Genomic DNA, 14477 nt, shown 5'->3' on the forward strand with positions numbered 1-14477 from the left:
TCTTTAACAAACGTGTTTAATGGCATATTGCTCACCTCTTTCCCCGACGAAACGCGCCGTTATCTTTTCTAAAGTCACATTGCCAATGGTAGGTTGTCGCCTTAATCCACTCTCTACTAAGCCTAAAAAGTAGTCTTTATGATCTGGATGACATGCAATCAAATAGGGTTCTTCACTCATACCCGAAAAATCATTCCCTTGAAAATCAATAACAATGCCTCCCGCTTCTTTAACCATTAAGATTCCAGAATACAGATCTTCACCCTCGGAGTTATACAGGATAATGCCATCTAGCTGACCTTTTGCCAACATACACCACTGTAAGGTGGGTGCCCATAGTCTTATCATCCTTTTACAATGTAGGTCGATGTGTTGTCTTAACCTTACTGCTCGCTCTTCATGCTGTACCTTGTGGCCTTGAATCCAAGCCACATTGAACTTTTTAGTGTTCTCTCGCTTTTTTATGGTTAGTCTAGCCTCATTACAAAAAGCACCTTCGTTTAAAGTTGAGGTATACAGCCGATCGACAATCGGCTCGTAAATAACCCCGAGCACTGGTTTATTTTGGTACAAAAGCGTAATAGAAGATGAAAAAACCGGGAGACCAATCGCAAAATTATTCGTCCCATCCAATGGATCTACCTGCCATAACCAATCACTTTTTCGCCCATTATACCCGGCTTCTTCACTATGAATGCTGTGATCCGGAAACACTCGGTTTAATTCCTTTAGTATGATTTCTTCCGCTAGGTAATCCACTTCCGTCACAACGTCTCCACTATCATCTTTTTCTTCTAACGTTAATAAACTGTCAAAACGTTCTTTTGCTATATTGCCTGCTTCAATGATCACGTTGCTAGCAAGTGACTTTGCTTGTTTTATAATCTCTTCCATATGAGCCTCCGCTTCTATGTGTCACGACCTTTTCAGTTTATCAAATATTTATACTATTTTGTTAAATGAAGGAATTAAAACCTTACCTCATAATAAGGGGACAAAAATAGCCACTCCCATTGGGAAGTGGCTATTCACAAGAAGATTTTCATCCCACTGATCTATCTGAACAAGCTTGAGACCAATTTATACATTTTAAGACTTTAATCTCCTATAGGAAAAATGCAACATTTTATGCACACAAATAGGTGGTAAACCATATAAGATAATGAACATTGCGACAAGGCGCGCCTCCAGGCAGCAGACCCCAAAGGTTGGGGTCTGCTGATTTGTGAGTTGTAATGGAAATTGAATTCTCACGTCTTCTTTGAACTACTATTACCTTCATTACCCCTTTTAAAATTTCCTGTTACCTTTGCCATTATTAATTGTCTTTCCTTTTCGTTTTCAGCAGCGTTCATTTTTCTTATAAATTTGTCTGCATCTTTTCCTTTTAAAATCTTCACTTGTTTACCTTCATAATCCAGAAATACTGTATTGTCTTTAGTGACTCGAAAATGAAAAGGATCTTCGCTTAAACGATTTCGTTTATCTATACCGCCCACTGAATTCCCCCCCTATGACTTTCTTGAATTTCACTTCAAGGTTGGGTAAAAATGATTCGCCTTTTGAATGACACTCACCTTTAGTTCAATTACAAACGATTACTTCTTGTGCAAAGTTCGCACAAGCCCACTCCCCTTCTCTTTTCATTAACTCATAGGTAGAATCCCGGTCCGTTGGTGGTTCTTCTATCCATTTTAGTAGGATAAGAATAATAGATTTCTTATCTGGAAAGTGGTGGATAACAACTTCAGCTTGTTCGCGAAGACGTGTCGACCAAATCTGACCACGAACCATCACCATGGAATAAAATGTTCGAATAAGTTTACGAGCGAAGCCTTGTGAAATGATTTGCACCTCTTCATCTGAAGCTAATATAAATTTATTTAATGTCCGCGTTAGACTCTCACAAATATCTCCATTAAATGCAATAGGGATCTCTGGTGTAAGTTTGTAGGGACCAAACTGTTTACCTAAATCCTCTCCATATACACAAACACAGAGTTCCTTAATAAAGGCATTTTCGTAGTAATTAAAGGGATCAAGAGTATATTCGACGTTTGCTACAGCCATACCAACTTCTCGAACATTAGATCGATATTTATGTGATAGTTCCTCACCTAGGCTCTTTAGAGCAGCAGTCTCTTTGGTACTCAGTTGGCATTTGAACATAGCGATAAGATCTAAATCCGATCTTACAGCGATGGCTTCACCTCTGGCTACGCTGCCGTACACATAAACGCTGTGCAATTTCTCAGGAAACGCCTTTCTAAGACAGTCTATCGATTCTCGAATACAAGGCAGATAGACATGATCAATTTTATCCTTACTTACATCGCTAACGATAAACCCATTAAGATCTAGCCCATATCCTGCTTTTAAAATCACCGCTCATCACCCGCTTCCCTCTACCAAAACATTTCATTTGAATTGTCCCCAAGTTTATGTCGCCCAAGGTAACACGTTAATCATTCTCCCTATTGATAGCTTTCTCTATTATTCTTTAGGCGTAACTTGAATGGCAATATACGTTAAAACAACTAATATTCCACCCAATAAACCTGCAGTCATACCAATTGGATCTATAAAAGCTACAGCATATCCACCTAAAATGCCAAGAATAATCAATACGAATAAAAAAGAAAATAGCATGGGTTTCACTCCTTTATTCAACTTGAACGATAATCCACATTCATTAAACGAAACAGAGGCACCGTCTCTTCATTAGCCCAAAGCTAAATTTAATATTAAGGGCGATAACACAAGAAGAATGGCTGTTATGACAAGCCTCGTGCTTACACTCCCGGGTAGCTTTTCTCTTCCTTTCCCCTTGTACCAGCCACTAAATTGCAATCGATTACGATATAAAATAAAGACAATTATAAAAACACCAAGGGTCACTCCCCATCCAAAGTGATCCGTATCAATTCCGATACTTGAATAAATAGCAATAGGAACGGCCCCTAATAGAATTGTCAAAAACGTAAAAATAATAATCACTCTCACTAACTCTCCAACACCACTCGCACAAAGGCTCACTCCAGTTTCATTTTCTTCAAATCAGTGCCTGTCACTACCTGGTATATGTCGAAACAATAGGCCTTTCCACTCCACTTTAGAGAAACGATTTTAGCCTATGGTTTGGACATTGTTCGGGGAGCTACAGGCACTGTTCTGATTAATCAATTCGATTCTTTAGATTATAAACAAATTGTTTAACAGAAAACTTGCTTATGTAATATACAGACCCTATCATTACTACTACAAAAGCTATGAAATTGATCGTCATTAACAAATCCCCAACTGCGGTTTGCAGGACATTATTCAAGATAAATGACACAGCAAAATAAATAATGGCTAAAAGAAAAATCATTTTTCTGCTCAACTTAACCCTTCCTTTCTTATTGTTTTTATTAAAAAGTACGCTTTCTAACACGTGAAACCATATAAGATTATTATTCTTCTCCCCTTAAGACACAACTAAAAATGAAAAGGAAAACGCCCATTCCCATCGTCCAGTTCATGAGCGATTGATGAAAAAATGTCGTATAAACCATGTTTAACGCAATCACTATCACACTAACTATCATTAAAATACGCGATGCCAATGTTGCTAGACAGATTGTTTTTCCAAATAATTCAATGATGACAACCACTCCTTTTTGCACTTTAACTACCTTATATCTTTGTTACAAACTTCGTTTCATGAAAATTTAAAGGTTCTGAAATCACCAGTATCAGATGAAAATTTCAGAAGGTCTCCATCGGTGGGAATTCCTTTGAAATAAGCACCAATACAACCTGTCGTACACCTGTGACCAGCAATAAGGATATTTGCTTTCTCGTTGCCATATTGATTCTCAATTTCTTTCATAAAATCAAACACTCTATTAATAAAACAACTCGGCTCTTCCACACCTTTATAAATAGAAGGATCAGGTATTGGACCTGCCATTTGTACACTACTTGTATGTAATCTGTCAGCTTCTCACAAATCAAAAACATTCAATCGATCGTCAACAGTGACTTGAGATCTCGTCACGATTTCTGCAGTTTTTACCGCTCTTTCTTGTGGCGAGGAAAACACAAGATCAAAACGGACATTCTTTAGTTTTTCCTCTAAAACCTTTGCTTGGTGGACCCCAAATTCGTTTAACGGCAAACCCATTCGTCCCTGCATCTTACATTCTTTATTCAAATCTGTTTGTCCGTGCCTAATCACATAAATCTGTCCGGCTTCTTTTAGATGATGGTTTGTTTTTCTTTCGTAAATCGCATATAAAAAGGTATGACACCAGAATAAACAATCAGTGCCACAAGGGTGACAACAGCAGCTAATGTCCACGAATTTGAGACTATAGCGATAGTATGCATGATAAACGGCAATGGTGTTGCCAATACGCCAAGCTTCCAATTACTATACTTTGTGGTATGTTGAATTTCGCCGCACTGAGGACACTTAATCTTTTTTAAGAAGAAAAACAATTCCTTCCACGTAAATGAATACTCACACGACCAACACTTCGGTACCTTCACAACCCCACCTCTTTATCTAGTATTCTCTCATTCAATTTTAACATAAATATCCAAAGGCTACCGTGTAGTGGTGTCAGGAATTGGGATAAATGGCGATGATATCGATCGTACTTTGGTATAATTGAGGAGTATTAAAACATAGAAAAGGAGTGTGGCACGATGGTTGGAGTAGAAATGAACATGGTGGTGCGAGACAGCTTAAAAGCATTGGAATTATACGAAACGATCTTTGAGATTGAACGAGTGGAGGTATCTAACCTTCCTCGCGGTGAAAATGAAGCGGTTTTCAGCCTTTACGGCTCTCGCTTTCATTTGTTAGATGAGAATCCGGAATTTCATTTAATTGCTCCAACTCCTAACGATCCTAAAACGAGTTGGGTGAATGTGATGGTCCCGGACATTAAATTGACCTATGAAAAGGCTATGAATGAAGGGTGTACAGAGATTCAACCGGTAACTGAACTTCAAGATCACGGAGTATCAAACGCGATATTCACGGATTCATTCGGGTATATCTGGATGCTGCATCAAGTACACAAAGAAGTCAGTCATGAGGAACGTATCCGACTTTGGGAGGAAAAGAAAGAGAAAGAGGAATAGAAGACTAAAAAATAAAGGGAATGGAACAGAAAAAAGACTGTGACAGAAAGTCAGTATTTAAACCAAAACCCGAACAACTCGCTAACAGAGCGGATGAAATAAACGAAGACTCCTGCGGGATGAAAAGCGAAGGTGAGACCCCGCAAGGCAAAGCCTGAGGAGGCTCAACCGCTTCCCACGGAAAGCGAAGTATATTTCAGTAGCAGCTTATCTGCACCGCATATCATTGTCCGAATTTTATTTGGTAAAACACTTCTGTCCCAGTCTCATTTTTCACTAGTGTACGATTGCCAAACTAGGATCGTTCCAATCACAATTTGGGCGACACCTAAAAAATAGGGAAACCATCCCACCGTATCATTAAGAACCGTTGCAAAAAGACGAAGGCACTGAAAAAGTTCGATCTTTAACTTTTTCAGTGCCTTTGAAGCAATGAGCGTAACGGTTGCATGTTTTAAAAGCCTGATACGAGTGGGTTTCTCGTATCAGGCGCGCAACCAAGTGGAGCCATTGCCATTTAAAAAAAGGCAGTGAAAAAGTCGGGGTGTACTTTTTCAGTGGCCTCAAAAAGACCTGGTGGAGTCTCCCAATAAGTCATTGAAGGCATATACAACGCTATGGCCAAATGCATAAGGCCTAACAAAATTGAACCAGACAAAATCAACATTGAACCTATAAAGGCAGTCTTTCTTTGTTCCATTTTTCCTTTCCTCTTCCCTTAGGTTAGAGGGCAAGTTTGCTACGAAAAACGAACCCTTGCTTCTCTACTCATTCGTTTGTACGATCATTCTCAATTTCTCTGTGACGTCCGATGAGGTTACATAAAATGCATCCCCTTCAACGAGATACATGAAATAGCTATGTTCCCCTTCTTCTCCAAGCCATAGGTGAATAGGGTGATATGGAAGATCATCCCCATAGCTAATGATAAGATCATAATCAGGAATGTCCTTTAAAGGACTACTGTCCGTTTCTACAGCAGACCTGACCGCACTCTCGATCACTTCCACAAGTTCCGGTTCTCTGATAGTGATCAATTCTTCATCCGAAAAAACACCAAGGGCTTCTGAGCGGTAGACGGTGACTTCTTTGACCGGTTCATCGAGAAGGCTCATCGTCTCAACACCTGCACAAGCAGTAAGGATCAAGAGAAGGGCTAAAACAACGTTCTTCACCGTTTCCCTCTTTCCCTTCCCTCACCACGTAGCTCGGCCACGAGGACGTAACGCTCAGGAGCACTTCCGATAAACGTAAAGGGATAGCACGTGCTTACTGTGAGTGTGGCTCTTGGCTTTGGAACGATGACGGTGCGATCATCTTCATCTACAATCCGGACGTTTTTTACTTTGTATTCAAACTCCCCGGCAGCTGTGGTGACGATGAGCGTGTCATTCACGCCCACTTCCCCAAGCTCCCGAAAGACCGTGTCTCGATGTCCTGCTAAAACGGCGTTGTCTGGTTCCCCGGGCAATACGCTTCCCGCGAAATGTCCGACCCCTTTTTCGAGCTCGTCTTCATCGGTGCCGTGATAGATTGGTAGTGTTGCTTCGAGTTTGGGAATATAGAGTTCGCCAATCATGTCTCCGATTTCGGGACGTTCAGGGTAAAGAAACGCCTGTTCCGATTCTTCCGCTTCTTCTTTGTGTTCTGGATCTGAAGCAATTTCGACCGCCTCTTCTTCCAGCTCCACGGGCTCTATATCCTCCACTTCCACCGCATCCGCTTTTCCGTTTGAATAAAGAAAATAGCCCTTCATGAACGTGTATGTTGTGGAGGTGGTAAACCAAAAGCCTCCTGCGATCATGGCAAGACTTAAAGAAAGAAGAATGAATCGCTTCATTCTTCTTGTTTGTTGTTTATCCATGTTTAACACTGAACCTGCGGTAGAGAAGCATTCCACTCATCATGATGAAGAGCCCTGCTGCTACACCTGAGGCGGTGCTGGTTGCCGTTTTTGGTAGCTTCGCGCCGTGCTCTGTTTTCATAGGTGCTTTCTCCACATGGGATTTCTCTGCAGGTGCCTTTTTCACAGGTTCGCTCTTTTTAGCCGCAGTCTCTTCCACAACGTCATGTGTCTTTTTGAGGTCGTTTCCTGTGCCATTGATCATTTCCCAACCGAACATGTCGGCTGTGAGAAGGATGTCAGCGAGAAACTCCCCTTGTTTATTGTAAAGCTCGATAAGGAGATCGTAGCCGTTCGTTGTTGTCATCGTCATCAAGGATTGAAGAGATACGGCGGTTTTCTCGTCGCCTTTGACGAAGTAGAACTTCACATCCATTTCAAAGAGGTCAAGAAGTTCCGTGAAGATCGCAAGAAGCTCGGCAATTTGGTCAGCTGAAAGTTCAGAGGCTTCGTCAAACTCTTCGAACGCCATCATACGATCAGCGAGGGCTTCAAGCTTTTCTAAAAAGGCTTCGCTGTCTGTATTCAAGCTTTCCAAGTGGGCAAAAAGACGTTCTAATTCCTCAATTGTAAGACCGAATTCGGCGAATAAGCCTTCAAGATCTTCAAGCTCTAGTGCCCATTCATCGCCGTAAAGGTAATCCCAAACCGCCCAGTCAAGTTCTTCAATATATTCGTAGTTATCGATTGAATCTCCGTTTTCGTGTAAAAGGGCAACTAGCTCGTCATATGTAAGCTCGTACTCTTTTAACAGATTATTGAGAGTGTCTTCAGTGATTGGTGTTTGTACGTAGAAGTATAAGTCCCAATCCAGGTCTTCGACGAATTTGTATCCTTCAAGAATCGACTGACCTCCTTCAAGTTCACCGTTTTTGATGAGGAGTTCCGTCGCTTCTTCTTCACTCACCCCATAGTCTTGAAGAAGGCTTTTGAGTGACTCTTCATTCAAGACAGGTCCCAAGAAGTATTCAAGATCCTCCATGTCCTCAAATTCATCAAGTGTAAAGTCAAAGAAATCCAAGTATTCTACGAGTTCACTTTTCGTCCATCCGATGTCGTTTAAATATGCATTCAACTCTTTCTCTGATGGTGCAGCACTTCCTATAGACGGTAACACAACAAGGAACAAACCAACCAACAACGACATGACTAAACCTTTCACAACCATTCCTCCTACATATTCAATTGTCTATTTCGAGATTAGTATAATCCTGTTTTTTGTGAAAAGATAGCATTTTATTTCTTTTTTTGACAGAAAATTTCAGCAAAAACTATTGACAAAATGATAGTTTATTATCTAGCATTCGTTTGTATTTGAAAGCATTCTGTAGCTAACCTACGTATTCCATAGTTTTTAAAAGTATAAGGCCGTTTATAGATAAATATAAGAAAAATCATATGCAGTGTCAGTAAGGAACCTTAAGGAATCGTTTTTTCAGAAGAATAGTAGAGGATGTTTAGTGGACCAACGTGTATATTCAGCCATTTATTTTGCACACTAAACAAAAAAAGGACATTTATTCCATGACCCAATTTCAAACGGTTCATTTCGTTTTTATCATTCTCCTTTCAACAGGTCTCTTTGCTCATGTTCAGATAATTCCTCTGCTATTAAATGTAGCAGGGAGGGATGCATGGATTACTCCCATTTTTGCACTTATTCCACTACTTCTATGGGTTTATGTTATCTCAAAAAAAGTAAGGGTTCTTAATGGAAAAAGTGTGACCGAATATGTAAGGAGTAGAACAACAAAAAAAGTTTATTTTGTTATGATGGGGCCTTTTGTTGGTTATTTCCTCTTTCAAGCAAGTGTCACCACAGCTGACCTTGTCTATTGGAGCCAAAATACGTTCGTACCTTTTCTTCCATTTTCACTGATTGCATTTGTTCTCGTTCTTCTTTGTACCTATGCCGCATCTCGTCAATTTTCAGCTTTGGCGATCTCGAGCTTTTTCTTGTTGCCACTCGTGGCTATCTTAGGTTTTTTTATAGCCGTTTCAAATACATCAAAAAAAGATTATACACTTTTGCTTCCCCTTATGGAAAATGGGGTACTGCCAGTTCTTGAAGGAACCGTTATTTCGTTCCTCCCTCTTTTTGAACTTGTTTTATGTTTGTTCTTTTTGTCCTGGCTAAAAAAAAGAGTCAGCTTTGTTGCTCTCATTATTACCGGGGCGATTCTTGTTGGACTGATTGCAGGTCCTACAGCAGGAGCCATAGCTGAATTTGGTCCATCTTATGCCACTTTGTTTCGTTATCCCGCTTATGAACAATGGCGTCTTCTTACTATTGGTAAATATGTTTCTAACGTGGATTTCCTTGCCATCTTTCAATGGTTTTCAGGTGCCATTATTCGCATTGGACTTTTTCTTTACCTAACCGCCTTAATCGTGTCTAGAAAAAAGAGTCCGAACAGGAAGACAACTTACATCTGCGCCATACCCATCTTATTAGCAGTGTTCATGCCCATGAAACAGCACCTCTTTTATCAATGGGCCATTGGGATTGTTGTCCCTTACCTCATTGTCTTTATGTATGCATATAGTCTTATTTTTCTGATTTGGTTAAACGTGTTGGAACGTAAAAAAGGAGAGGTTTCCATTGATTCATAATCGGCTCTTTTCAAAACTTGGCCTTCAAGAAGCCTTTTACAGCTCATCTGATATTAAAATACAGCAATTTTCCGATTACGATTTACTCATAGCTTATTGCCAACCCATTACAGACACCGATATGTTTAGTACCGATATCTTGCCGGAATTACTTAAGAGCACACCAAAACCTGATCGGCTAGATAGTGTTAAGGTACCAAAAGATAAATGTGATAGAGAACAACTTGCAGATTACCTGTATGAGGGGTATGTTTTTGTCTGTTTTCAAAACGAAGAAGATGTATGGTTTATTCATGCTGCTGAGATGCCCATACGTCAGCCTGAAGAATCTGTTTCCGAAGTTTCTGTAAGAGGGCCGAAAGATGGATTCGTTGAAGACATCTCTACAAATCTGGGTCTTATTCGAAAGCGATTAAAAACACCATCATTGGTTATGGAAGAGTTTACAATAGGGGAAAGATCGAAAACAAAAGTTACTTTCGTATATTTAGAAGATATCCTAAGTTCAAAAATAAGAGATGAAGTTCGAGATAAGTTGTCTGCAGTAGATGTCGATCTTCTAACTAGCAGTGAACAATTGGAAGAATTGATCATGGATCAGAAGTTTTCGTTGTTTCCTCTTTTCAATTACACAGGAAGAGCCGATTTCACGGCAAATTCCCTTGCATCAGGACGATTCGCACTCGTGGTTGATGGTGCACCTAACGTTCTCCTTGCTCCAGGGAACATTAGCTACATGGTTAAAACGGCAGAAGACAGCTACATGAGTTTTTATTACTCTTCTGTTCAAATCCTTTTAAGAGTGCTAGGACTTTTAATCACCGTATTTCTGCCTGGTTTTTACACCGCCCTAACAATGCATAATTTATCTCAGATTCCCTTTCCTCTTCTTGCGACCATATCGATTTCTAGAATTGGATTGCCTTTTTCTAACTTTATGGAGATTCTTGTGATGCTTACCATGTTTGAACTGTTTAAGGAGGCAGGTGCGAGGCTCCCGAGGGGTGTTGGACAAACTGTCGCTGTCCTTGGAGGGCTTATTATTGGAGACGCTGCCATTCGTGGTGGCATTACCTCTCCTACCATGCTGGTAGTGGTGGGGGTAACAGCCATATCAAGCTTTACACTCGTAAATCAATCCTTAGCAGGAAACTTATTTTTGATTCGACTCTATGTCTTACTTTTCAGCTGGTTAGCTGGTCTCTTCGGCTTTTTTATAGCTTCACTATCCCTTCTCATTTATCTATCTTCACTAAAATCATTTGGGATTCCTTACCTTCAGGCTGGTATGGGAAATAGCTGGGGAGAATTTATCAAGGCATTTGTAAACCTACCAGCAAGTAAACTTCGGCGAAGAAACAACCAACTTAATCCAAAAGATTCAACAAGACAGGGGGATCATTCATGAAAAGAATCCTTCTTCTCATTTGTATTACTCCTGTTCTTTTACTTGGGGGTTGTATTGATTTCAAAGAAATTCAGCTTCAATCCTATGCTGTTTCATTTGCGGTTGACTATAAAGACGATCAATATGAATTATTTCTTCAGTTCCTTGATTTTGGAAATGTGGCTAAAACAGAAGATGCCGAAAATAAGGCACCGGTGTGGATAGTAAAAGGAACAGGTACAACGATTGAAGCAGCACTAGATCAAATTTACAGTTCCGTTCAAGTGCCCATCAATTATGATCATATCAACACAATCCTATTAAGCAAATCAGTACTCGAACAGCAATCAGAGAGGATATTGACATTCCTAACAACTCGCCATACCTTACCCTATACTTCTTACGTATATGTTATCGAAAAACCTGCAGAAGAGATTATGACAACAGATAACATTTTTGATTATCCGATGCTCTATTCTCAAATGAGCCAACCCGAAGATATGCAAGAGTTATATTCCACTATTCCGGCCATTAGACTACATGAAGTCATGCGTAATATTGGTGAACCGAATACGGTTGTTATCCCTACTATTGCTCTTGACACAAGCACACTTCACGAAGATAGAAATCCAGTAACAAGTGCCTTTTTTTCAGGTGGCGCGTTCCTACAAGACCATGCGTATTTAGGGTGGCTATCAAGAACAGATCTTAAAGGATATATTTTAGCAAATAATGAAACCATCCGGTACCTTATTGAATTTGTGGAAGACGACCAAAACATACTAGTGGAAGTGACAGAGCCTAGTGTAAGCTTGAAAGACGAAGACGGTAAAACCTTATTAAATGTGAAGTATAAGCTCGGTATTTTGGAAATGGGTATGAAATCCAAGTCACCTGTTGAAATTCAAAATAGGATTAAAGAAATAATAGAACAAGAAATAAAAAAAGCAGATGACAAAGCTAGTGCACTAGGAGCAGACCTATTTGGGGTAAAGGATCACTATTTTAGAAAAGGTACTTTAAAAAAAGAGAGCGATCATTCGCTTTCAATTGATCAAATTAACATCCATTTTTCTGAAGTAAATTCCATGAATAAAACACAATTAGAGCTAGATAGGAAAAGTAATCGGCTTTTTTTGCGGTAGGTTCAGCCGCCACAAATAAATGATCCGAATGTATTAGCGAATATAAACAAGCAAATAAAACGCAATCGACAAAGAACGTTTTTTTGGTAAATAGAGAATGACTTATAGATTGAAGGCGATCTTAGTTATTAGAAAAATGAAGAAGTGGATGAATGAAAAAGATTATTCTCGTACCTATCGTAATTTTATTTGCTTGGATCTCTATTAGTCTCCTCCAAACCCCTGTATTGTACGGTCAAACGGAAGACCAGACGTGGACCGCTTCTTATACAGTGGCTAATTCCATTAAGAATCAGTGGGAAGGGGATCTAAAATAGAAAGAGGATAGTGGGTCGATTAGCCAAATCAGCCTCTTGGTTGATGCTGAACATCGGACGTCTATAGATAGTTGCTCCCGTTGAGATGAGAGAAGTCAGTAGGTATTCGTAGTACGGCACCACTAAGTGATCGTCAATATGAACTGTTTGTTCAATGGGAGAGGGATGGTGAAATATTCGAAGAGTGGATTGAGCTACCGCCCCGGAAAAGATTGTTTGTGATACCGAAGCTAGAGTAACATTCTAATTAAAATAGAACCTCCACCGGACTCCTTCCAGCAAAGGTTCTATTTTTCTTTTTCCATGTCTACTACGTTATATTTTGGGCGACTTACTAATGCTAGAAAAAGCACGATGGCAAAGAAGATGCTCACGATAAAAGCACCTAGTGTGAAGCCACCAGTTCGAATGAGATCCACGACCAGCCACAGAAAGCCCGATACAGCCCCAAGTAGACCTAGCATGATGCAGATGGGTCGTACCATGTGAAAACTCCTTTATCTGTTTGCAACCCAGCCGGAAATGCCGGCCATGATGTTTTTTAACACGTCAATCGAGCCCATCACGTCACCTTCAAGCTCGAGAGCATGGTTGGCGTCTTTGACGAGAATACCTTGGATACGGGGATTGCGGTCAATTTCATGGAACCGCTCCCGTTCAAAGACCGGGTCTCGATCTCCAATCACGAATAGCCCCGGATGCCAGCTCCCTACAAGGGATGCATAAACGTCATCCCTTTGAATAAGGGGCGTTAGCCATACAGGTTTGACTCTTGCGAAACGCTCATCTTCAAGAAGATAGGAAAGGGCAATCGTGCCAACGGATTTGGCTACAACTACCGTTTCTTCATAAGGAGAGCGGCCGATCACATCGTCGATCACCTTTCGAATATCGTCGGTAAAACCTTCTTCCGTGAGTGCCTTCAATTCTTCTCTCGTGTAAGCATAATTAATGTGGAGAATATCAAATCCGTTTTTGTACAAAATGGACGTGGCGTAGTAAAGTAACGGTCCTTGGGTGGTGTAGGCAGCTCCAGGTAATACAATGGCAAGACCTGACGCCTCATTTTCCTGCTTCATAAAAGAAAAAGGGATCATTCCACTCTTCGTGTTTACTTCTCCGTTCTTTACATTCAAAGCCTCCACCCCTTTTATTTGATTGTATGTTTTTCATGTTTTAAAGCAAGCTGGACTTTCATTTGTTCAAGCTTTACTTTCTCTTTCTCCAATTCCACCTTTTTTTCCTTCAAGCGGAAGTCTCTTTTTATGGCGTAAGCCCCGACGGCAAGCCCAGTGACAGCTACCACTCCAACAAACCCGAAAACGATGAACATTTCCACCATGTTTCCCCCTCAATTCCCATTAGACTTTCGAAAGCCATAGAGCATTTGGTACCCTCGTTTTTCGTAAAAATCATACGACTCTCCTGTTGATAACAATTCAAGCCTCGTTTTAGGATATTGCTTATGTACAAAGCTTAGAAGCGATTTGCCAATCCCTTGCCCACGATCATCCTTACTCACAAGAATCTCGCAAACATACAAACTCACAGTGAAGTCTGTCAACCCTCTAATGTAGCCGATGACGTTTCCCTCATCTTCCGCTACGTAAGCCACGTTCGACCGATCCCAAGCCTCTTTCATCTCTTCTTCACGTTCATTCAAGTTTGTCCACCCTTGCTCTTCGTTTAAGCGGACGATGGCAGGGTAATCCGTCCTTTTGTAGCTTCGGATACGAATGTGTGTTCCGTTTTTCAGTTTCATGTCGTCCCCCAGTGTGCGGCCTACTCCCTCAAGTGTATTCGTTTTCATTTTTGTTGTAAATCGTTTCTTGGGTAAACATGCATGACCGGGTTTTTAGGACATATAGTTTAGTACAGACGGGTTGGACAGATGAGGATTTTGTTTTGAGCCACTTATGTGGAGTTTGATCCAGTTATTTGAACTTTGAGCCACTTATTCTCGGTTTGATCCACTTATT

Annotated in this window: 20 protein-coding genes; 5 read left to right on the top strand and 15 right to left on the bottom strand. The window is 40.5% G+C overall.

The window, feature by feature from the left end; genetic code table 11:
- Window positions 1-3: 3 nt before the first annotated feature.
- From G476_RS21965 to G476_RS22920, 8 genes are all read right to left on the bottom strand, one after another.
- Complete coding sequence (locus G476_RS21965; protein ID WP_084405732.1) at window positions 4-894, bottom strand: inositol monophosphatase family protein; 891 nt, start codon at window positions 892-894, stop codon at window positions 4-6.
- A gap of 356 nt (window positions 895-1250) precedes the next feature.
- Window positions 1251-1499: a hypothetical protein gene (locus tag G476_RS0112845; protein WP_026690460.1), complete on the bottom strand. Its 249-nt coding sequence runs from the start codon at window positions 1497-1499 to the stop codon at window positions 1251-1253.
- 85 nt (window positions 1500-1584) lie between these two features.
- Window positions 1585-2385 carry a nucleotidyltransferase domain-containing protein gene (locus G476_RS0112850; protein WP_245579662.1) on the bottom strand — a complete coding sequence of 267 codons (801 nt, stop codon included), beginning with the start codon at window positions 2383-2385 and terminating at the stop codon, window positions 1585-1587.
- A 108-nt stretch (window positions 2386-2493) separates the two neighbouring features.
- Window positions 2494-2649, bottom strand: a complete 156-nt coding sequence (locus G476_RS23590) for a hypothetical protein (protein WP_156906565.1) — start codon at window positions 2647-2649, stop codon at window positions 2494-2496.
- Window positions 2650-2721: 72 nt separating this feature from the next.
- A complete protein-coding gene (locus tag G476_RS0112860; protein ID WP_245579663.1) occupies window positions 2722-2997 on the bottom strand; it encodes a hypothetical protein in 276 nt (91 codons plus the stop codon).
- Between the two features lie 703 nt (window positions 2998-3700).
- Window positions 3701-3952 (bottom strand): hypothetical protein, encoded by a 252-nt coding sequence (locus tag G476_RS24130; protein WP_342664057.1) that lies wholly within the window; start codon window positions 3950-3952, stop codon window positions 3701-3703.
- Window positions 3953-3985: 33 nt separating this feature from the next.
- The gene (locus G476_RS24135) at window positions 3986-4342 is read right to left on the bottom strand and encodes a histidine phosphatase family protein (RefSeq protein WP_342664058.1); all 357 of its coding nucleotides are present in this window, start codon (window positions 4340-4342) and stop codon (window positions 3986-3988) included.
- The gene (locus G476_RS22920) at window positions 4240-4533 is read right to left on the bottom strand and encodes a TIGR04104 family putative zinc finger protein (RefSeq protein ID WP_051314792.1); all 294 of its coding nucleotides are present in this window, start codon (window positions 4531-4533) and stop codon (window positions 4240-4242) included. The genes G476_RS24135 and G476_RS22920 overlap by 103 nt, the downstream gene beginning before the upstream one ends.
- A gap of 159 nt (window positions 4534-4692) precedes the next feature.
- On the opposite strand from G476_RS22920, the gene G476_RS0112880 reads away from it, so the two are divergent.
- Window positions 4693-5133 carry a VOC family protein gene (locus G476_RS0112880; protein WP_026690465.1) on the top strand — a complete coding sequence of 147 codons (441 nt, stop codon included), beginning with the start codon at window positions 4693-4695 and terminating at the stop codon, window positions 5131-5133.
- A 764-nt stretch (window positions 5134-5897) separates the two neighbouring features.
- On the opposite strand, the gene G476_RS0112895 is transcribed toward G476_RS0112880, so the two are convergent.
- Genes G476_RS0112895 through G476_RS0112905 form a run of 3 tightly spaced genes read right to left on the bottom strand, consistent with a single transcriptional unit; the run spans window position 5898 to window position 8198 of the window.
- On the bottom strand, window positions 5898-6308 hold the full coding sequence (locus tag G476_RS0112895; RefSeq protein WP_026690466.1) for a YhfM domain-containing protein: 411 nt from the start codon (window positions 6306-6308) through the stop codon (window positions 5898-5900).
- The gene (locus G476_RS0112900; protein ID WP_026690467.1) at window positions 6305-6997 is read right to left on the bottom strand and encodes a class D sortase; all 693 of its coding nucleotides are present in this window, start codon (window positions 6995-6997) and stop codon (window positions 6305-6307) included. Before G476_RS0112900 ends, G476_RS0112895 begins: the two co-directional genes overlap by 4 nt.
- Complete coding sequence (locus tag G476_RS0112905) at window positions 6990-8198, bottom strand: processed acidic surface protein (RefSeq protein ID WP_026690468.1); 1209 nt, start codon at window positions 8196-8198, stop codon at window positions 6990-6992. Before G476_RS0112905 ends, G476_RS0112900 begins: the two co-directional genes overlap by 8 nt.
- Before the next feature lie 362 nt (window positions 8199-8560).
- Here G476_RS0112905 and G476_RS21980 point away from each other — a divergent pair, with 362 nt between their 5' ends.
- The 4 genes from G476_RS21980 to G476_RS23595 all read left to right on the top strand — a co-directional run bounded on the left by G476_RS21980 (window position 8561) and on the right by G476_RS23595 (window position 12498).
- Window positions 8561-9649, top strand: coding sequence for an endospore germination permease (locus tag G476_RS21980; protein WP_156906566.1), 1089 nt, complete (start codon window positions 8561-8563; stop codon window positions 9647-9649).
- Window positions 9639-11057 (top strand): spore germination protein, encoded by a 1419-nt coding sequence (locus tag G476_RS0112915; RefSeq protein ID WP_026690469.1) that lies wholly within the window; start codon window positions 9639-9641, stop codon window positions 11055-11057. The genes G476_RS21980 and G476_RS0112915 overlap by 11 nt, the downstream gene beginning before the upstream one ends.
- A complete protein-coding gene (locus tag G476_RS0112920) occupies window positions 11054-12181 on the top strand; it encodes a Ger(x)C family spore germination protein (protein WP_026690470.1) in 1128 nt (375 codons plus the stop codon). The genes G476_RS0112915 and G476_RS0112920 overlap by 4 nt, the downstream gene beginning before the upstream one ends.
- Window positions 12182-12333: 152 nt before the next feature.
- A complete protein-coding gene (locus G476_RS23595; RefSeq protein ID WP_156906567.1) occupies window positions 12334-12498 on the top strand; it encodes a hypothetical protein in 165 nt (54 codons plus the stop codon).
- A gap of 287 nt (window positions 12499-12785) precedes the next feature.
- On the opposite strand, the gene G476_RS0112930 is transcribed toward G476_RS23595, so the two are convergent.
- From G476_RS0112930 to G476_RS0112945, 4 genes are read right to left on the bottom strand one after another with little or no spacing between them, the layout of a single operon-like run.
- Window positions 12786-12983 (bottom strand): hypothetical protein, encoded by a 198-nt coding sequence (locus G476_RS0112930; protein WP_026690471.1) that lies wholly within the window; start codon window positions 12981-12983, stop codon window positions 12786-12788.
- A 12-nt stretch (window positions 12984-12995) separates the two neighbouring features.
- Window positions 12996-13634, bottom strand: coding sequence for an alpha/beta hydrolase (locus G476_RS21985; protein WP_051314794.1), 639 nt, complete (start codon window positions 13632-13634; stop codon window positions 12996-12998).
- Between the two features lie 14 nt (window positions 13635-13648).
- Entirely contained in the window at window positions 13649-13840 is a 192-nt protein-coding gene (locus G476_RS0112940; RefSeq protein ID WP_156906568.1) for a hypothetical protein, read from the bottom strand.
- 9 nt (window positions 13841-13849) lie between these two features.
- The gene (locus G476_RS0112945; protein WP_035186476.1) at window positions 13850-14260 is read right to left on the bottom strand and encodes a GNAT family N-acetyltransferase; all 411 of its coding nucleotides are present in this window, start codon (window positions 14258-14260) and stop codon (window positions 13850-13852) included.
- Between the last annotated feature and the right edge of the window lie 217 nt (window positions 14261-14477).

The organism is Alteribacter aurantiacus DSM 18675 (assembly GCF_000429705.1).
GTDB lineage: Bacteria > Bacillota > Bacilli > Bacillales > Salisediminibacteriaceae > Alteribacter > Alteribacter aurantiacus.